This is a genomic window from Roseibium sp. (assembly GCF_050301095.1).
GTDB lineage: Bacteria > Pseudomonadota > Alphaproteobacteria > Rhizobiales > Stappiaceae > Roseibium.
Genome location: NZ_JBNKYW010000179.1, coordinates 1 through 17,763 on the forward strand (window position 1 = coordinate 1; position 17,763 = coordinate 17,763).

General features: G+C 62.1%; 17 protein-coding genes. 4 read left to right on the forward strand and 13 right to left on the reverse strand.

What is annotated here, in order from left to right; genetic code table 11:
* Both ACQY7U_RS16830 and ACQY7U_RS16835 read left to right on the forward strand, forming a co-directional pair.
* Positions 1-657: transglutaminase-like domain-containing protein (locus ACQY7U_RS16830; RefSeq protein WP_428646687.1), on the forward strand; the 657-nt coding region annotated here is incomplete at its 5' end.
* Positions 658-789: 132 nt separating this feature from the next.
* Positions 790-1,572, forward strand: coding sequence for a peptidoglycan-binding protein (locus ACQY7U_RS16835; protein WP_428646690.1), 783 nt, complete (start codon positions 790-792; stop codon positions 1,570-1,572).
* 12 nt (positions 1,573-1,584) lie between these two features.
* On the opposite strand, the gene ACQY7U_RS16840 is transcribed toward ACQY7U_RS16835, so the two are convergent.
* The 8 genes from ACQY7U_RS16840 to ACQY7U_RS16875 all read right to left on the reverse strand — a co-directional run bounded on the left by ACQY7U_RS16840 (position 1,585) and on the right by ACQY7U_RS16875 (position 11,116).
* On the reverse strand, positions 1,585-2,643 hold the full coding sequence (locus ACQY7U_RS16840) for an ABC transporter ATP-binding protein (RefSeq protein ID WP_428646692.1): 1,059 nt from the start codon (positions 2,641-2,643) through the stop codon (positions 1,585-1,587).
* Between the two features lie 10 nt (positions 2,644-2,653).
* Complete coding sequence (locus ACQY7U_RS16845; protein WP_428646695.1) at positions 2,654-3,943, reverse strand: MGH1-like glycoside hydrolase domain-containing protein; 1,290 nt, start codon at positions 3,941-3,943, stop codon at positions 2,654-2,656.
* Positions 3,944-3,986: 43 nt separating this feature from the next.
* Entirely contained in the window at positions 3,987-5,219 is a 1,233-nt protein-coding gene (locus ACQY7U_RS16850) for a carbohydrate ABC transporter permease (protein WP_428646699.1), read from the reverse strand.
* Positions 5,216-6,463, reverse strand: a complete 1,248-nt coding sequence (locus ACQY7U_RS16855) for a carbohydrate ABC transporter permease (RefSeq protein ID WP_428646702.1) — start codon at positions 6,461-6,463, stop codon at positions 5,216-5,218. Before ACQY7U_RS16855 ends, ACQY7U_RS16850 begins: the two co-directional genes overlap by 4 nt.
* Positions 6,464-6,716: 253 nt before the next feature.
* Positions 6,717-8,066 carry an ABC transporter substrate-binding protein gene (locus ACQY7U_RS16860; RefSeq protein WP_428646705.1) on the reverse strand — a complete coding sequence of 450 codons (1,350 nt, stop codon included), beginning with the start codon at positions 8,064-8,066 and terminating at the stop codon, positions 6,717-6,719.
* Position 8,067: 1 nt separating this feature from the next.
* Positions 8,068-9,174 (reverse strand): LacI family DNA-binding transcriptional regulator, encoded by a 1,107-nt coding sequence (locus tag ACQY7U_RS16865; protein WP_428646708.1) that lies wholly within the window; start codon positions 9,172-9,174, stop codon positions 8,068-8,070.
* 313 nt (positions 9,175-9,487) lie between these two features.
* The gene (gene rbsD, locus ACQY7U_RS16870; protein WP_428646710.1) at positions 9,488-9,898 is read right to left on the reverse strand and encodes a D-ribose pyranase; all 411 of its coding nucleotides are present in this window, start codon (positions 9,896-9,898) and stop codon (positions 9,488-9,490) included.
* A 36-nt stretch (positions 9,899-9,934) separates the two neighbouring features.
* Positions 9,935-11,116 carry a GAK system CofD-like protein gene (locus ACQY7U_RS16875; protein WP_428646713.1) on the reverse strand — a complete coding sequence of 394 codons (1,182 nt, stop codon included), beginning with the start codon at positions 11,114-11,116 and terminating at the stop codon, positions 9,935-9,937.
* 207 nt (positions 11,117-11,323) lie between these two features.
* Between ACQY7U_RS16875 and ACQY7U_RS16880 the strand changes: the two genes are divergently transcribed.
* Positions 11,324-11,713 carry a DUF427 domain-containing protein gene (locus tag ACQY7U_RS16880; protein ID WP_428646715.1) on the forward strand — a complete coding sequence of 130 codons (390 nt, stop codon included), beginning with the start codon at positions 11,324-11,326 and terminating at the stop codon, positions 11,711-11,713.
* 288 nt (positions 11,714-12,001) lie between these two features.
* On the opposite strand, the gene ACQY7U_RS16885 is transcribed toward ACQY7U_RS16880, so the two are convergent.
* Genes ACQY7U_RS16885 through ACQY7U_RS16905 form a run of 5 tightly spaced genes read right to left on the reverse strand, consistent with a single transcriptional unit; the run spans position 12,002 to position 15,756 of the window.
* Positions 12,002-12,373 (reverse strand): phosphate acetyltransferase, encoded by a 372-nt coding sequence (locus ACQY7U_RS16885; protein WP_428646718.1) that lies wholly within the window; start codon positions 12,371-12,373, stop codon positions 12,002-12,004.
* A complete protein-coding gene (locus tag ACQY7U_RS16890; protein ID WP_428646721.1) occupies positions 12,370-12,759 on the reverse strand; it encodes a MaoC/PaaZ C-terminal domain-containing protein in 390 nt (129 codons plus the stop codon). Before ACQY7U_RS16890 ends, ACQY7U_RS16885 begins: the two co-directional genes overlap by 4 nt.
* A gap of 4 nt (positions 12,760-12,763) precedes the next feature.
* The gene (locus tag ACQY7U_RS16895) at positions 12,764-14,305 is read right to left on the reverse strand and encodes an AMP-binding protein (protein WP_428646723.1); all 1,542 of its coding nucleotides are present in this window, start codon (positions 14,303-14,305) and stop codon (positions 12,764-12,766) included.
* A 39-nt stretch (positions 14,306-14,344) separates the two neighbouring features.
* A complete protein-coding gene (locus tag ACQY7U_RS16900) occupies positions 14,345-15,130 on the reverse strand; it encodes an enoyl-CoA hydratase/isomerase family protein (RefSeq protein WP_428646726.1) in 786 nt (261 codons plus the stop codon).
* Complete coding sequence (locus ACQY7U_RS16905; protein ID WP_428646729.1) at positions 15,127-15,756, reverse strand: TetR/AcrR family transcriptional regulator; 630 nt, start codon at positions 15,754-15,756, stop codon at positions 15,127-15,129. The genes ACQY7U_RS16900 and ACQY7U_RS16905 overlap by 4 nt, the downstream gene beginning before the upstream one ends.
* Positions 15,757-16,412: 656 nt before the next feature.
* Between ACQY7U_RS16905 and hemA the strand changes: the two genes are divergently transcribed.
* Entirely contained in the window at positions 16,413-17,630 is a 1,218-nt protein-coding gene (gene hemA, locus ACQY7U_RS16910) for a 5-aminolevulinate synthase (protein ID WP_428646732.1), read from the forward strand.
* Positions 17,631-17,763 lie beyond the last annotated feature (133 nt).

The window sequence follows — 17,763 nt, forward strand, 5'->3', positions numbered from 1 at the left end:
CTCTGCTTCAGGCTGAAGGCCCGGATCGACCGGACGGCGACGCCGGAAGAATTCGACATTTCACCGCCGCTGACGTCGCTGGCCCGGGAAGTCGCCAGCATCCAGTCGCTGAAACCGGGCGAACCGGTGCATTTTCTGGCCGCCTCCCCGCGTCTGCCGCTGGATCCGGCCTTTGCCGTCTATGCGCAGGAGCATGTCGGCCGGGACATGAGCACTGTTGCCGTCATCGAGGCCATCGGCAAGGCCCTGCACCAGGACATGCGGTTCGACGCGGAGGCAACCACCGTCGACACGCCCGCGCTCGAGGCCTTTGAACGCAGGCACGGCGTCTGCCAGGACTTCACGCATATCATGATCGCCTGCCTCAGAAGCATCGGTATCCCGGCCGGCTATGTCAGCGGGTTTCTGAGAACCCTGCCGCCCGAGGGCAAGCCGCGCCTGGAAGGCGCCGACGCCATGCATGCCTGGGTCCGTGCCTGGTGCGGGTTCGAAGCCGGCTGGATCGAATACGATCCGACCAACGCGCTCCGGGTCGGCCAGGACCACATCGTCGTCGCCCGCGGACGGGACTACGGCGATGCCGCCCCGGTGAAGGGCGTGCTACGCACCGCGGGCAGTCAGACGACCGACCACAAGGTCGACGTGGTCCCGCACTGAAGACCTGACTGCCGGGCTGGAATTCACGTTCTTTCATCCGCTCCCTCGGAAATATCCCCGGCAAAACCCTGCCGGACTGTTCCCACGGAGCCGCTTTTGGTGAAAATTGGAGGCTCCTATCGGGGGGCGGTCATGCGTGTTGTCATCAGTGCATTTTGCTTTTTCGTCATTTCCTTCAGCACTTGTCTTGCGGACTACGGCCAGTCGAAGGACTGGTTCTATTCCCTGGATCGCGGGCAGCGGATCCGGATACAGCACCTTCTGGTATTTACCGGCGACTACAGGACTGTCGTGGATGGAGACTTCGGACAAAATACCTACAACGCCCTGACGTCTTTTCAAAAACATCGGGATTACCCTCAAACCGGCGTTCTCAGTAACGACCAGATGCAGATCCTGCTGCGTGACGGACTGGATCTGGCAAACCGGGTTGGCTTCAAATATCTGAATGATGCGGCGGCCGGAATTTCGCTCGGCGTACCGGTCAAGCTGTTCGACCCTCCATCTCCGGCCGAGCGCGGAACCCGCTGGCGCGCTTTTGACGGCAGCATAGAGCTCGAAACCCTGATGGTGCCCGCGGAAGAAACAGGCTACCAGGATCTCTTCAAACGGCTCGCGAAACAGAGATCCGGCCGCGTCATCGACTACAAGGTGCAGCGCAACGACTTTTTCGTCATATCGGGCGAGCAGGATGGCCGAAGCTTTTTCCTGCGCATCATGAAAACACCGGTGGACAGCCGCGGGTTCTCGCTCTCCTGGGAAACGAAACACACCGTCTTCATGGACCGTGTCGCCGTCGCCATGTCCAACAGCCTTGACCAATACGACGGCACGGCGGATCAGCAGCTGGGAGCGGCGCCCACCTCGCCCCCAACGGGAAGCGGCGCACTGGGGAAAGGTGACAGGATCAACTAGAGCGCTTTACGCTCATCGCACCGCCCTGTCCTCGGCATCGAAGAAATGCATGCGGCTCTCGTCGAACGTCAGGCCGATGCGAGTGCCCTCCTCGATCTCTTCGCTGCCCGAAATCCTGACGAGGATCGTGTCGAGGCCGTCGAGGGCCACATAGAGGAAGGTGTCGGCTCCGAGATATTCGGCGACTTCCACCGTCCCCGTGCAATGCCCCTCGCCTTCACCAACGATGCTCATGTGCTCCGGACGGACGCCGAGCCTGACCGGTACCCGGTCCGATCCTGCGTGGGGATAATGCCCGCCGCCGTGGCCCTGGAGTGAAAACCGGTCGTCTTCGACCGAACACGGCAGCACGTTCATCTTGGGCGAGCCGATGAACTGGGCAACGAAGAGATTGTCCGGCCGCTCGTAAAGCTCGCGCGGCGAGCCGACCTGCTCGATCCGTCCGGCCTGCAGCACCACGATCTTGTCGGCAAGCGTCATCGCCTCCACCTGGTCGTGGGTCACGTAGATCATGGTTGTGCCGAGGCTCTTGTGCAGGCGGGCGACCTCGAACCGCATTTCCACGCGCAGCGCCGCGTCGAGGTTGGACAGCGGCTCGTCGAAGAGGAAGGCGCTCGGCTCGCGCACGATGGCGCGGCCGATGGCGACACGCTGGCGCTGGCCGCCTGAAAGGGCCTTGGGGCGCCGGTCCAGATAGTCGTCCAGTTTCAGGACTTCCGCCGCCGCGTTCACCTTCCTCTCGATCTCGTCCTTGGGAACACCTGCCGTCTTCAGGCCGAAGCCGACGTTCTCGCGCACAGACATATGCGGGTAGAGCGCATAGGACTGGAACACCATCGACAGGCCCCGGCCCGAGGGCGGCAGCGCCGTCACGTCCTTGCCGTCGATATCGATCGTACCACGGCTGGTTTCCTCAAGCCCGGATATGAGCCGGAGCAGGGTCGATTTCCCGCACCCCGAGGGGCCGACGAAAATCACGAACTCGCCATCCTCGATCTGAAGATCAATCCCCTTGATGACCTGCAGATCGCCGAACCACTTCTCGACCTTGTTGAGCTGTATCGCTCCCATGAAACACTCCTCAGGCTGCCTGTTCCGCACGCGTGGACGAGGCCCAGGAGAGCCAGATCGCCGATGTCCAGGAAAATGCGCCGCCACCGGCACCCGCGCCCGATTCCGGGCTGAAATATTCGGCGAAACCGCCGGTTTCGATCAGCTTGGCCGTATCGGCTCTCAGCCGCTCGGCACGCGCCTTGTCGCCTGCCTCGGCAAAGCCCTTTGCGATCATGTAGTTGATCATCGCCCAGACCGGCCCACGCCAGTAACGCAAGGGTTCATAACTTGGATGCCCGGGATCGTAGGACGGCATCAGGTAACGGACCTTCGCGGCAATGCGGTCAAAATGCCCTTGCAGGGCGGACAATGTCCTTGTGTCCGTAAGCCCTGCGTAAAGGGCGAGGAAAGATGCGCTGGAGATGCCGTCCGTCTGTTTGCACGTCCGCTCGTTCACGGCGACATGGGCCATCAAATCTTCGTTCCAGAGACGGGCTGCGCCCTCTTCCATCTTCGCGATCCAGCCGCGGATCTCATCGGCTTCCTCGTTGCGCCCGAGCCGTTCGGCAAGCGCCAGAAGATCCCGGTTGGCCCGCAGGAAGATGAAGGTGACGCCCGGATCGGCAACGAAGAACGGGCAGGTCGCGGCAACCTTGGCCGGATCCCAGCCGACGTTCCGGCAGGCGGCAACGATGCTGAGGTACCGGTCGTAATCCTCCTTGTGAGGCCGCATGGCCGGATCGACATGCGAGGTGTCCTTGCGCTCGTAGGGCCCGATGTCCCTGACCTCGACGGCACGCAGCGCCTCGTCCCAGTCCGGCAGATTGTCCCGGCCGCTTTCCCAGGGATGGATGACCGCGATCACGCCGAGGCCGTCCGGGTCGCGGTAGGAAAGATACCAGCGGTGCCAGTTCATCAGCTTCGGCAGGAGCCGTTCTGCCCGCTCTTCTCCCCTGCCCGTCGTGTCGCCTGCCAGCAGGTCATGGACGACGGAAGCGGCGACCGGCGGCTGGGAATGGCCGGAACTCGGGATCGGTCCGCCATCGGTTCCCCAGACGGTGGGTCCGGGGAAATAACTCGGGTCGTCCTTGCGGAACAGGATATGCGGCACCATGCCGTCGCGCCATTGGCCCTCGAACAGCATTTCGATTTCCCGCCAGGCACGGTCCTGATCGAAAGTGGCAAAGCCGAGCGCGACAAAGACGGAATCCCAGTTCCACTGATAGGGGTAAAGCCCCTTGGTCGGGATGGTATAACCGCCCTGATCGTTGCCGGTCAGTATGGCCCTTGCCTGATTATCCAATTCTGCATGCGACACAGCAAACTCCCCGGGCCTCTTGAAGTGCCCTTTGAAACATCGGTTATCCCTTGACGCTGCCGGCCGTCAGGCCTTGCACAAGGAAGCGTTCGAACCAGAGAAAGATGAAAAGGACGGGCACGGTCGCAATCACCGCGCCCGCCATGAGGTGCTGACGCGGCACCTCGGAGGAATTCAAGGACACGACACCCCGCGACAGGGTGAAGATGTCCGGATCATCCAGGAACATGAAGGCGAACAGGAATTCGTTCCAGGCGATCATGAAGACATAGAGCGACACGGAAGCGAGCGCCGGCAGCGACAGCGGCAGGGTGATCTTCAGGATTACGCCGAGGCGCGACAGCCCGTCCATCAGACCGGCCTCCTCCAGTTCCGACGGCAGGCCGCGGAAATAGCCCTGCAGCATGTAGAGCGCGACGGGAATGGTGGTCGCCGGATAGACGATCAGGAGCCCGGTCAGCGTGTTGCGGAGACCCAGCTGCGAGAAGACCGCATAGAGCGGGATCACCAGCACGATCGCCGGCACCATGTAGATCAGGAGGACCGAGCGGGCGAGAAACGCCTGCCCCGGAAAGCGCAGACGCGAGACCGCATAGGCCCCCGGCACGGAGAAGATCAGGGTCAGCACCACAGTGGCGACGGAGACGAAGGCGGAGACCGCCAGATAGCGACCGAAATGGAACTTCGTGAAAAGCTCCACATAGGAGCGCAAGAGGCCGTCGAGCCCCTGCGAGACGTCGATGGAAAGATCCAGCGGATTGGCAAGCAAAGCCTGCTGGCTTTTCAGCGAGGTCATCACCATCACGTAGAAGGGCAGCGCCACCATGATGGTGAAGACAACAAAGCCGATGCCCTTGGCGATGCGGATGTAGATCACCTCGCGCTCATAGCGGCTCATGGCGCCGAGGCGGGCACCCGTCAGGCAGAGCCGGTTGGCCGCCGTCACACTGGCGAGGAACGCGAAGAGCGCCAACCCTTGCCAGAAAGGTACCGTGGAAAGCGGCAGGCCGAAGGGGGCGGCAAAGGAAGCGATCATCAGCACCAGAAACAGGACCGCCGCGGCCAGTGCCGGGGCCGGAATGCCGCCGGCTTTTTCCGAGGACTGCCGCCAGACGAAGGCAAGGGCGCTCATGAGACCGGCAAGACCTGCGGCACTTGCCTGCGGCAAGGCGACTTCGCCGGTCACCAGCGTCAGCGTGACGCCGGACACCACCATGGCGACGACGCCCCAGACCAGGCCGGTGAGCGCGGCCAGAAGGACACTTCCGGGTCTCATAGCCCTTCCTCCTTCGGCGAAAAGCGGATGAACAGCGTTGCGAAGGTGACGAGGACGACAAAGACGACCACGGCAACGGCGGCGCCAGCGCCGAGGTTGGAGAGAGCAAAGCCCTGCTCGTAGACATCCACCGTCAGCGTACGTGTGCCCGCGTTGCCGCCGGTCAGCAGGAAGATGTCGTCAAACTTGTTGAAGGTCCAGATGAACCGCAGCAGGAACAGGACCGACAGGATGCCCATGAGCTGCGGCAGGGACAGGTACCAGAACTGCTGCAGGGGTGTCGCGCCATCCATCTCGGCGGCTTCATACATATCCGTGTTGATCGACTGCATGCGCGCCAGGATGAACAGGAAGGACAGCGGGAAATAGCGCCAGGCCTCGAAGGCGATCACCGTGGAGAGCGCCAGCGGAAATTCCATAGGGATGCCGAAAACCGAAAACTCGACCGCTCGCTGGCCGAAGAAATTGATCGGATCGGCGATGACGCCCATCTTGGTCAGAAGCGCGTTGAGCGTACCGGAGAAGGGATCGAACAGCACCACCCAGGTGAAGGCGACCGCGATCACCGGCGAGACATAGGGGAAGAGGAACAGCCCGCGCAGGAAGCCGCGGCCAATGAAGGCGGTGTTCAGGAGCTGGGCGGCGAAGAGGCCGAGCACCAGCGCGCCGCCTGTGCCGAAGATGGTGTAATAGAAAGTCACCCGCAGCACGGACCAGAATTCCTCGGCGCTGAAGATCCGGCTGAAATTCTCGAAGGTGAAGTCGAGATTGGTCAGCACATTGTTGGCTTCGCCCGAGACCACCGGCTCGCTCGCCCGTTCCGGCCGGTCGGCCGCCAGGAAGGCTTCCGAGACGGTGCCTTCCACCTTGAGCCGGTCACGCCAACCCGGTTCAACCGTGCCGATGGTACAGGTAAGCGCCGATCCGTTCTGCGCGCAGGCTTCCGGCAGGCCGGTGACGGTGAAACCCTCCGGCACCTCGTCCTTCAGAACCACGTTGCGGATTTCCTCGTCCCGGGACGAATTACGCAGGCGGTATTCCAGGGTGGCACTGTCGCCCGCTGCTTCCGGAGCACCGCGCAACCTTTCATTGACAAGGACCGAAGGCGCGCGCAGATCGCCGAGCTGCACCGGTTTGACGCTGATCCAGAAATTGGCAAGCAGCGGACCGGCGACAATCATCAGGATGATGGCGAAGGTCGGTGCCAGCATCAGATAGGCCAGCCACATCTCGCGGCGCTGCATCGGCCCGATCCCCCTCGGGGGACCTGATAACGCGTCTGCTCTGGTCTTGGTGCTCATCTGTCAGGGTCTGCCGGTGGTCAGGTTTTGTAGGTGGTTAGGTTCTGTCGGTGCCGATGGAAAGACCCGGGGGTCCGGCATTGAGATCGATCGTGCCCTATCAGCCACCGGGAGGCGGCTGAAGTCCAGGTTATGGACCGGGCAATCCTTCGCGGAGAAGAACTGCCCGGTCCTGCCTTGGGACGGCGGAGGATCGTTACTGGATCTTGGCCAGTTCCTCGTTGAGCCGGGCGACGGTTGCTGCCGCGTCCCGCTCGTCATCGATGTACTCGCGCACCAGACGATTGATCACCTGGCTGTTGATCATCTTGGAGGCAAGCGACAGCTGGCCTTCCTTGACGCCCCAGCGGCTGGCGGTGTCGAGACCGGAGACGATGGTCTTGATCGTATCGGCATCATAGAGATCGGTCAGCGGCGCCTTGCGGTCGACCCCCACAGGCAGCTTGGCCCAGCCGTCGACAAAGGCGGTCGGATTGTCACTGGTGCCGCGGCGGATCGGGAACTTGCCTTCCGGTGCGATCGAGAGCGTCGACATGTAGCCGTCATCCATGGAGAATTCGACGAACTGCATGGCCGCTTCCGTGTCCGCATCGTTGGTGATGCCGAAGTAGCGGATATCGGCCCAGGCAGCCCCGTCCGGATTGGACGGACCACTGAGCGTGGTGACCACGCCGGTCTTCGATGCCAGTTCGCGGGAAGTCGGATCGTCCGTGATGGTTGGCGGTGCGCTGTCGCGCAGACCGGCCAGCTCGTCCAGGATGAAGGGCGACCAGATGATCATCGCGGCCTTGCCGGCGAAATAAAGCTCGCGGGACTGTTTCCAGTAGAGATCGCCCGGAGGCGAGGCCTTGGCGATGGCCTTGTAGAATTCCAGCGCCTCGATGGTCTTCTTCTCGTCGAGCGCCTTGAAACCGGCGCTGTCGACCGGGCTCACGCCATTGGCCAGCAGCACATGCTCCAGCACCTGGCTCATGAAATTCTCGTCGATCTTGGTCGCGGCCACGAAGGCGAACATTTCCGGCGGATTGTGCAGCTTTTCGACAGCCGCCAGAATGTTTCCATAACTGTTGGGTGCAGCAAGGCCGTTTTCCTCGAAGAGGTCCTTGCGGTAGACCACCATCTGCGTCCAGCCGTCGACGGGTACCGAAGCGATGCCGTCTTCCACTGCCGCCATGGCCACGGCACCGGGCGCAAAGGTGTCGATGCCGAGTTTTTCAACGACTTCGGTTGCCGCTTCCGTATCCAGAATACCGGCTTCGGACCAAGGCAGTGCATATTGCAGCGTGTGGTAGATCACGTCCGGCAGGTCGCCGGCTGCAAAAGCCGCGGTTGCGCGGGTGCCGAGGTCGGATTCGCTTACCGGAATGACCTCCACTTCGATACCGGTCTTTTCCTTGAAAGCAGCGGCCATTTCCTCCTGCTTGGCCAGGCGCTCCGGCTGTTCCTCGGTCGTCCAGAACCGAAGCGTCTCCGCCTGCGCCGTGCTCAAACCGAACGCGAGCACGCCCGCAACGGCCGGGGCCAGGAATCTTGTCCTCCCAAACATCTTACTCTCCCTTACTGCCAGAATGTGGCTGGTCGTTCAGCCGGGTCCGGAGCAGCGCCGACAGCGCCTCCGGTGTCATGGATGGCGCACCGTCGGAGGCACGCCGGATCAGAGTGGCCCTGGCAAGCGCCTGCAGGCTTGCCGGATCCTTGCCGTCCAGAACGTCGATCAGCATGCGGGCGACACGGCCGCCCGCTTCCTGCGCGCTCTGGGAAAAGGTGGTCAGCGGCGGATCGAGGTATTCGCCGACCGGCAAGCCGTCGTAGCCGATGACCGTGACGTCGGCCCCGACCTTGAGGCCGTATTTTCTGCAGAATTGCACGGCCCCGATGGCAAGGGCGTCGGTCGCGCACAGGAGCGCCGTCGGCGGCCTGTCCCGGGAAAGCAACTCCCGGGCTCCGGCGAAGCCACCCTTTTCACTGATGGACTGCAGGGTCTCCAGATCCGTATCGTGAGCAACCCCCAGCGCTTCCAGTCCCTGCCGGTAGCCGCTCAGTCGCTGCAGGGCAAAGTTCAGATCCAGAGAACCGCCGAGGAACCCGATCCGTTCGTGCCCGAGGCTGTAGAGATGACGGACGCCGTCGGCAAAGGCGGCTTCGTTGTCGATGTCGAACCAGGCATATCCCTCCGGATTTCCGGTCCGTCCATGGGCGACAAACGGAAAGTTCTTTTCCATGAGATAGGCAATGCGCGTGTCGTTGACGGCCGTGCGGGTGACGATGAAACCGTCCACTTTCCGGCGCGCGATCAGGCGCTGGATCGTCTCGACCATATGGCCGGGGGAATGCGCCGTGGTGACCAGCAGGTCAAGCCCGAGTTCATCGAGCGCCCTGGCGATACCGTCGATGAATTCCGACAGGAAGGGATCGGCGCCGCTGCCGTGACCGACCGGTATGACGATGCCGAGCGTGTCCTGGCGGCCGCGCTTGAGATTGCGAGCCGTCGCCGAGGGCTGGTAGCCGAGGTCCTGCACCGCCTTCAGGATGCGCTTGCGGGTGTTTTCGGAGATGTCCGTGTAGTTGTTGAGGACGCGCGAGACCGTGCCCTTGGCGACACCGACATGGCGGGCAACGTCATCGATCGTCACGGAACCGGATGTCCGCGTCATGCATCCTCCCCTGGAGCGAGTGCCGCTCCGAAACATTCTTTCCGCAGCCTGCCGGGTGCGTGCCCAGCGACTGAGTCTTTGTTTGAAACGAGGTTACAAAACCGATTTTGTAAGTCAACAAAATCGGTTTTGGTGATGCAAATTTAAATTTTTGCGAAGCGGGAAGCCGCTGACACAACAACGAAACATGGCAAGGGAAAGTTTCGGAACCGGCCCCGAGGCGGCATGGCAAAGCCGGTGCCGCGGCGATCTGCGGGCACCGAACGCGGCATCAAGGCCGATCGGCCCCGCCCGTCCGCGTCAGCGACAAGGATCAGAAAGGGACGCCGGAAACCAGAATGATGTTGGCGTAGGGCGTGCACTCACCGGTGCGGATCACAGCCCGGGCCTTGGACGTGCGCGCCTTGAAGGCTTCATGGGAGGTCTGGACGTCCTCGATCGGCTTGCCGGTTTCGGCCGCCCAATGGGCCAGCTTCACCTCGAACTGGGTGACAAGTTCGGGCGATGCCTCGCTGGCGAAAATCGCCCGCTCCACCACCAGTTCCTGCGACAGGGCGTCGAGCACATCGAAGAGGCCCGGCATGCCGGGAGACACCGCAAGATCTATGACCTCGACGCCGGGCGGCACCGGCAGTCCGGCATCCGCCACGACAATCTCGTCCATATGGCCGAGCGAGGCCACGAGACGGCTCAGGTGACGGTTCAACAGCGGCGTGCGTTTCAAGTGTTTTTCTCCTTCATGTACCCCCCAAAAAATCCGTCAGACCAGCGAAACCAGCGCTTCGCTCAGCCGCACGGGGTCGTAATAGGGGGCCGAACCCTCACTTACAAGATCGAGCCTGAGAACCGGGATGCCGGCTTCGCTTAATCCGTCCAGGTCAACTTCCGGCGTGCTCCTGTCGACGATCACCAGATTGAGGAGACGCTCAGTCGGGCAGTCCGTACCGGCGTCCCGCCGCAAATAGCCCAGCAGGCAGCCCACCTTGTCGGCAAGCGTCATGCCGCGCGTTTCCGGATCGTCGCCCAGCGCCGGAACATAGACCTTGGGAACCGTATGCGCGGCAATGGCTCGGCCGACCCCTTCGGGCAGGAGGTTCGCCACCAGACTGGTGTAAAAACTGCCGGGCGCATAACAGATCAGGTCCGAGGATTTCAGCAAAGTGCGGTTGCGGGCCGGGAAATCGGCCGATACGGGGTCGGGGGCACCCAGACCGCGATTGAGGAAGAACTCCCGGACCGGCGAAGCCAGCGGCGGATGTTCCTTGCCGGTCAGGAGATGCTGGCCGATGACCGTGCCGCCGCTTTCCAGTTCCGCGCCCAGATGCAGATTGTCGTCGCAGACCGCCCGGACGGTGCCCTGCACGCCGACAAGTTTGGCGACCAGAAAGATGATCGGCTCAAGCTGCTGGTTCTGATCGAGGTAGCCACCGGCCAGGATCAGGTTGCCGATGCTCGCGCCGCGCAGATCGAAGCTTGGCGGACAGGCTTTCCGGAAGGTGCCGAGCTGGTTCTGGATCAGCGTGCGCATGGGCGCATCGATGGGGGCGATCCGCGGATGGGAGCCCGCGATCATCGCGTCGAGCTGCGCGGCAAGGTCCCGGCTTTCCCCGTCCTTCGCGAACCGGTGGGTGAACAGGCGGAAGACGTCCGGATGGCCGAGCACGGTCTCGTCTACCAAGGCCATCAGCCGGCTTCTGAGATCGCCGATGGCCGGCATGTCGAAAGCGAGGCGCAGCCCTTGCGAACTGCCGCCGCTGTCGAAAGGCGTGACGAGGTGAATGGAGTTGTGCGTATAGCGCTTCAGGGTCTGCGACAGGCCGTTGAGCGCGGAGCCGCCACTGAAGAACAGAAGCCTCGGCCCGAGTTTCGGATTGGACAGAAACCGTTCGACCCGGAAGGGATCGGGCATGCGGACCGACCGCGTAATCGTGATTTCAGTCAAATCAATCCCCAGGCAATGACAGTCCCACATCTCTTCCAAGGAAGATGCAGACACAAGAAAGGTCAAATCCGACAGATCTATGTTCAGGTGGACACATGGATATCTGTTTGGTCAGTGTCTGTGAAGAAATCACGGCAAAGTCAGAAAATTTCCTTTGCGCTTTGAAGGCACCACCCCCACGTTTTCCGTGACTGACAGGAGACCGCGATGACAGCCCAGGCATCCACAGCCTTTGATGACGCCATCCGCAATCCGGACAATCCGGACCATCTCATGGTGATCAAGGATGTCCCCCGGCGCATCCGCGTCTATGCAGGTGACACGCTGCTTGCGGACAGCCGGAACACGCTCCGGGTGATGGAAATCGGCAAGTCGGTCTACGATCCGGTGGTCTATGTCCCGGAAGCGGATCTGACTTGCACCTTCGAAACAACCGGCAAATCCACTCATTGCCCGATCAAGGGCGATGCAAGCTATATCGCGTTTGGCGGCGAAGAAATCGGCTGGGTTTATAAGGAACCGATCCCGATGGCGGCAAGGCTTGCGAAACACTACGCCTTCTGGCCGGCCAGGGTCCGGGTCGTGGAGGGCGACTAGGCGCGCGCGACCCGGCGGTTACCGAGGGTACGGTCACATGAAATTGTACATTCAGGTCGCTCGGGAAAGGATCGTATCCAAGGCGGGAAAGAGCAGGAAACCTGGCTGGTTTTCAAGCTTTCCCAACGCAGGAGGCGGTTCCTTCCCGAGCGATCCGAAGAACGTCAATCGGGCTTTGAACAGCCGCGTCAAAGCCTTTGCACCATGCACCAGCTTGGTTCTGCAGGCTTTTCCTTGCTCTTCTGCACCCGATTGACGCCTGAAAGCACAATTTCATGAGTCCGCACCCTAGCCCTTGCCGACATCCTCGACATAGACAAGCGCTCTGCCCTGACAGATGCGGGTGCCGTCTGCGGCCTCGCAAACGGTTTCCAGATCCACCAGATGTTTTTCCGGGCGAAGGCGCGTGACGGTGACGGAGGCGGTCAGTTCTTCACCGACAGGCGCGGGCGCCAGAAATTCCAGGCTCTGCTTCAGGTAATTGGTACCACGGCCCGGCAGTTCCACGCCGAGGAGATAGGAGAACAGGCCGCCGATCAGCGGTCCGGGAACGGACGACGGGACATCGGCGTCGTCACCCGCAAGCCTTGCGAAATCGCGCATGTCCTCTTCCGAGTAGGTCCGGGCGAGGTCCGCCCGCTGTCCGAGTTCGAAAGTCATTTTTCTCCTCCAAGGTCACAGGTTCCGGACAGGGTCACCGCACCGTCGGCGCTGCGCTTCACCTCGATCAGGATCTGGTCCGCCTTCCCGGGATTTTCCTGAAAGGAAAAGGTCAGTTCCTCGTCCGCATAGGAGGGGTTCGGGAACATCAGCGTCTGAAGGGCGTGAGGGCGTCCGGGATAGAGTGCCTTCAAGTGCGCGAAAACGCGCGTGTAAAGCAGCATGCCGTGGGAGACCGTGCGTCCGAAGCGGGTGCGGGCGGAGAATTCCGGATCGACATGGATCGGATTGTCGTCGCCGGAAAGCCTGGCGAAGGCGTCGAAATCCGCCTGCCTCGGGATCCAGGTGAAGGTTGCGCTCAGGGGTATATCGGCGGCGAGGCTCATGACGTCAGGCGTCCTCCGGCGTGGTTTCTGCGAGAAAGGTGTCTTTCAGGATGTTCTTGCGCACCTTGCCTGCCGCCGTGCGCGGCAGGTCGGTGGCAACGGAAAAACTTTTCGGGATCTTGTATGGGGCAAGATGCGTCCGGCACCATCCGGGCAGGGCATCGACGTCGATCTCCTCGCCCGGCCGGGCGAGCAGGAAGGCGGCGCCGACCTCTCCCCATTTTTCGTCCGGCACGCCGATCACAACCGCTTCCAGTATCGCCGGATGGCCGACAAGCACCTTCTCCACTTCAGCCGGATAGACGTTCTCGCCACCGGAGATGTACATGTCCTTGATGCGGTCGACGATGTAATAATAGCCGTCCTCGTCCCGCCGGCCGACATCGCCGGACTTCAGCCAGCCGTCAACCGTGAAGGTCGCCGCGGTGTCTTCCGGATTATCCATGTAGCCGGGAGTGATGTTCGGGCCGCGAAACTGGATCTCGCCCTCTCCCGGGCCTTCCAGAATACCACCGTCGCCATCGGCCAGCCGCACATCTGTGAGCAGTTGCGGCCTGCCGACCGAGCCGATCTTTTCCGCAGCATGATCCTTGTCCATCAGAAACACGGTCGGACCGGTTTCGGTCATGCCCATGCCGTTGCAGATGGTGACGCCGCGCTTCTGAAAATCCAGCAGCAGGTGTTTGGGGACCGGCGCGCCGCCGCAGCCAAGCGAGCGGACATTCGAAAAATCCGTCCTGCCGATCTTCTTCGACAGGGCGAGGGCCTGATAGATCGCCGGCACGCCGAAGAAGGCCGTCACCTCGCCCTTCCCGATCATGTCCAGAACGATCTCGGGCTCGAACTTGCGCAGGACGACCGAGGACCCGCCGTTCAGGAAAATCGGCAGGGTCGGAAGATTGATGCCGGCAGTATGAAAGAGCGGCAGGAAGTTGACGCCCTTTTCGCCGACCGACAATCCCGTTGCCTGGGCGTAGTTGATCATGTTGGCATAGGCCATGCCCGCCGTCTGGATGACAGCCTTCGGCAGGCCGGTGGTTCCCGACGTGAACAGCAAATACCAGGGCGCGGAGGCCTTTACCCGGCCATCGCCGATCGCCGCGGCGCTGACGCCTTTCAGGAGACCGTCCAGGAAGCTGCCGCCGTCTTGGGTGGCGCCGAGCGGCAGCAGGCCGACATCGGAGCCAGAGACGAGGTCCCGGGCCGTCTCCGCGAAGGGGCCGTCGTGAAACAGAAGCCCTGCCTTCGAGGCAGCCAGGATGGGCTTCAGCTCCGCAACCGGCTGGCGCCAGTTGAGCGGGACCAGCAGCAGGCCGGTCTTCTGGGCGGCAAACAGCAGGATGAAGAAATCCGGATGATTCTGGCACAGCACCGCAACCCGGTCGCCTTTTTCAAGACCCCGGTCCAGCAACAGGTTGCCGAGCCTGCTCGCGCGGCTGTTCACTTCGCAGAACGTAAAGCTCCGGCCGGTTTCGTGGTCGGTGAAGGCGACCGCTTCCGGTGTCAGTTCCGCCCGCTTGGCGGCCATGTCGGTCAAAAACTCCATGTGTCCTCCCAACACCTGGTGTTCGTCACAAAACGCGTCTCAGGCACGCTTCTTTCCGAAATCCTTCATGCCGGAAAGCGTTTCCGGCCGGGCGACCAGATCCAGGAACCGGTCCTTTTCCCGGTCGAGGCGGTGGCGCACGGCGCCCAGCCGTTCTGCGTCCCAGACATTTGCCCGCGTTGCCTTGTGGGTCTGGCCAAAGCCCTGTCCGATTGCCGACGTCCAGGCATCGATTTCCGCTTCCAGCTGCGATAGCGGCCGCACGCTGTCGGCAATCCCGAGTGCCCGGGCTTTCTCCGCGCCGATGCGTTCGTTGAGGTACTGGATTCGAAGCGCCGCGGCCGTGCCGATCCGGTCCGGCAGAAGCGCCGTCCAGCCGCCGTCGGGAGCAAAGCCGACCTCGCAATAGTAGGGCTGCACAAAAGCGCGCTCCGACATGGCCACCATGTCGGCCGCCAGCATCAGGCCGGTCGACCCACCGGTGACCGGGCCGTTGACCGCGGCAAGGACCGGCGCCGGAAAGGCAAGAAGATCGAGGATCGCGTCATGCAACCCGCCGACCAGCTCTTCCGCATAGGTGCGCAGCTCCTTGAGGGAACCGGCGTGCGCCAGAAAACCGGAAATGTCACCACCGGTGGAAAAGCTGTGCCCCCGGCCGGACAGGACCAGCGCCACCGGCTCCGCCTCGCCGGCCTTGACAATGGCGGCGCGCAGGTCCGCGATCAGCTCCGGGACCAGGGCATTGTGGCGCTCCGGCCGGCTCAGCCAGATCCGGAAGACGCCGTCCCGCAATGCCGTTTCGACTTTGGCTCCTGAAGGGGTCACGGCGAGGGGGCCGCTTTCAGGCCGTTTTCGATCAGATCGGAGGCGCTGGCGACGATGTCGGCTATCGGCTTGTCCGTCTTGAAGACCACCAGCTGCTCGCCAAGGGCGCGGGCAATGCCCATCAGGGCCCAGGCCCTGGTTTCCGCGTCGCCCCTCGAAATCTGCCCGGCCGCCTCGGCGGCCTCGAGACCGGTCTGATACCCGCCTGCGAAGGCCTCGTAGTAAGCCTGGTAGGCACTCGGGTCGACAAACAGCGCTTCCTGCACGATCCGGTAAAGGTCGGGATGCGCGCAGACAAACTCCAGGAAGGCCTGTAAGCCTGCCTTTTCCGCGTCGAGCCGGTTGCCGATCCCCTGTGTTGCCTCGGCAATCGTGTGGCGGACGAGGCGCCCCATCTCCAGCACCAGTTCGGAAAAGACCTGCTCCTTGGTGTTGAAATAGATGTAGAACGTGCCTTGGGCGACCCCGGCCTCGCTGGTAATGTGGCCGATGGAGGCGTCGTTATAGCCCTTTGCACCGATGACCCGCTCGGCGGCGGCCAGAATGGCCTTGCGCGTGGCTTCTCCCCGCGCCGTCTTCGGCTGGGTGGCTTGTGTCTTTTGTGCTGCTCCGGCCGGTTTTGTCACGTCCGGCTCCTCCCGTATCATGAAACATGAATCAGTATTCATGTTTATGTGAGGGAAAGCAAGTCTCAACTTCGCGACTCGCCGGATCACATCCGTGAAATCTTCAACCACCCCTCCCGCCGGGCGCAAATGACCGGTTCCGACTGGCCGGATTTTTCAAAAAAAGTTTCAAAAAAATTCGGCTTGAATTTGCGGGCTTCGACCCGGCCTCATGTGGGCGGAATTGTTCGGTTCGTAGCGGCACCGAAGCCACGGAAAAATCCGGTGCGGTTGGCGGAGATCATTAATTCACACATTCGAATTTATAAATGATTCAAGCAATTACAAAGGCTACCGCCACCAGGACCAGTTTGGTTGCGCCTTTCGTCCGGTTTTCCTTTGTTAAATTTTGACGGGTAGATTTTGGAAGGTTCCGTAGGGGAATCGGGTAAGCCTGCGCCGTGCCCAGGCCTATGGCGTTTGGACGCATCCGGCTGTCTTGACCTTGATCAAGGACGGAAGATCTGTAATGCAGTTTTGAATGGTTACAGGTTAGCTGCTAGTCTGCGAGCGAAGATTGGCGCACCCGAATACGAATTGGCCGCCTGGACGCGAACCTGCGTGGCCCGAGAGAGAGGCGCCGCTTTATGCGGGCGGCGATGAAGAGGACCGGTTTCATGGACGTGAACGCGTATCTGGAAGAGCGCCTGGGCAAACTTCACGACAATGGCAACTACCGGGTATTCGCCGATCTGGAACGTAAGTCCGGTGAATTCCCCCGGGCGACCCGCTACCGCGAAGATGGCTCCGTCCAGGACGTTACCGTCTGGTGCTCCAACGATTATCTCGGCATGGGCCAGCACGAAAAGGTCGTCGGCGCGATGCAGGACGTCATCGCCAAATGCGGCGCCGGAGCCGGCGGCACGCGCAATATTTCAGGCACCAACCACTACCACGTCCTGCTGGAGCGCGAACTCGCCGATCTTCATGCCAAGGAAGCGGCCCTGATCTTCACGTCCGGCTATGTGTCCAACTGGGCAACCCTCGGCACGCTCGCCTCCCAGGTCCCGGGCATGATCGTCTATTCGGACAGCCTCAATCATGCCTCCATGATCGAAGGCATCCGCCATGCGCGCTGCGAAAAGCGCATCTTCAAGCACAACGACTATAAAGACCTGGAACGGCTGATGGCGGCGGACGACCCGGACGCACCGAAGCTGGTGGCGTTCGAAAGCGTCTATTCCATGGATGGCGACATCGCGCCGATCCGGGAAATCTGCGACGTCGCCGACAAGTTCGGCGCCCTGACGTACCTCGATGAAGTCCATGCCGTCGGCATGTACGGCCCGCGCGGCGGCGGCGTTGCCGAACGCGAAGGTCTGATGGACCGCCTGACCATCATCGAAGGCACCCTCGGCAAGGCCTTCGGCGTCATGGGCGGCTACATCACCGGCTCCCGGACCATGATCGACTTCATCCGCTCGTTTGCCTCGGGCTTCATCTTCTCGACCGCCCTGCCGCCGGCACTTGCCGCAGGCGCTGCCGCCTCAATCCGCCACCTCAAGGACAGCCCGTTCGAGCGCAAGGCGCACAAGGACCGGGTTGCCCAGGTGCGTGCCGCCCTCGACAAGCGCGGCATTCCGCATATGGAAAACCCGAGCCACATCGTTCCGGTGATGGTAGGCGACGCCAAGAAGTGCAAGTGGCTCTCCGACATCCTGCTGGAGACCTACGGCATCTACGTGCAGCCGATCAACTATCCGACCGTGCCGGTCGGCACCGAGCGCCTGCGCTTCACCCCGACACCGCTGCACACGGCCGAAGACATCGAAAAGCTGGCCGACGCGATCAACGACCTGTGGTCGCAGTGCGCGCTGGCCCGGGCCGTGGCGTAACACCGGTTCGAAACCTGATTTTTAAGAAAAACCCGCTCTCCGAAGGAGGGCGGGTTTTTTGATGCTCTCCACTCGCCATCATTCCAGCTCCACTTTCCTTGTCCGGAATGACAGCTGAGAAAACACCCTGCCC

Excerpts from the sequence above, each read along its gene's own strand:
- ACQY7U_RS16835 (WP_428646690.1), top strand. The coding sequence starts at position 790 with ATGCGTGTTGTCATCAGTGCATTTTGCTTTTTCGTCATTTCCTTCAGC.
- ACQY7U_RS16840 (WP_428646692.1), bottom strand. The coding sequence starts at position 2,643 with ATGGGAGCGATACAGCTCAACAAGGTCGAGAAGTGGTTCGGCGATCTG.
- ACQY7U_RS16850 (WP_428646699.1), bottom strand. The coding sequence starts at position 5,219 with ATGAGACCCGGAAGTGTCCTTCTGGCCGCGCTCACCGGCCTGGTCTGG.
- ACQY7U_RS16855 (WP_428646702.1), bottom strand. The coding sequence starts at position 6,463 with ATGCAGCGCCGCGAGATGTGGCTGGCCTATCTGATGCTGGCACCGACC.
- ACQY7U_RS16860 (WP_428646705.1), bottom strand. The coding sequence starts at position 8,066 with ATGTTTGGGAGGACAAGATTCCTGGCCCCGGCCGTTGCGGGCGTGCTC.
- ACQY7U_RS16865 (WP_428646708.1), bottom strand. The coding sequence starts at position 9,174 with ATGACGCGGACATCCGGTTCCGTGACGATCGATGACGTTGCCCGCCAT.
- ACQY7U_RS16880 (WP_428646715.1), top strand. The coding sequence starts at position 11,324 with ATGACAGCCCAGGCATCCACAGCCTTTGATGACGCCATCCGCAATCCG.
- ACQY7U_RS16885 (WP_428646718.1), bottom strand. The coding sequence starts at position 12,373 with ATGACTTTCGAACTCGGACAGCGGGCGGACCTCGCCCGGACCTACTCG.
- ACQY7U_RS16890 (WP_428646721.1), bottom strand. The coding sequence starts at position 12,759 with ATGAGCCTCGCCGCCGATATACCCCTGAGCGCAACCTTCACCTGGATC.
- ACQY7U_RS16895 (WP_428646723.1), bottom strand. The coding sequence starts at position 14,305 with ATGGAGTTTTTGACCGACATGGCCGCCAAGCGGGCGGAACTGACACCG.
- hemA (WP_428646732.1), top strand. The coding sequence starts at position 16,413 with ATGGACGTGAACGCGTATCTGGAAGAGCGCCTGGGCAAACTTCACGAC.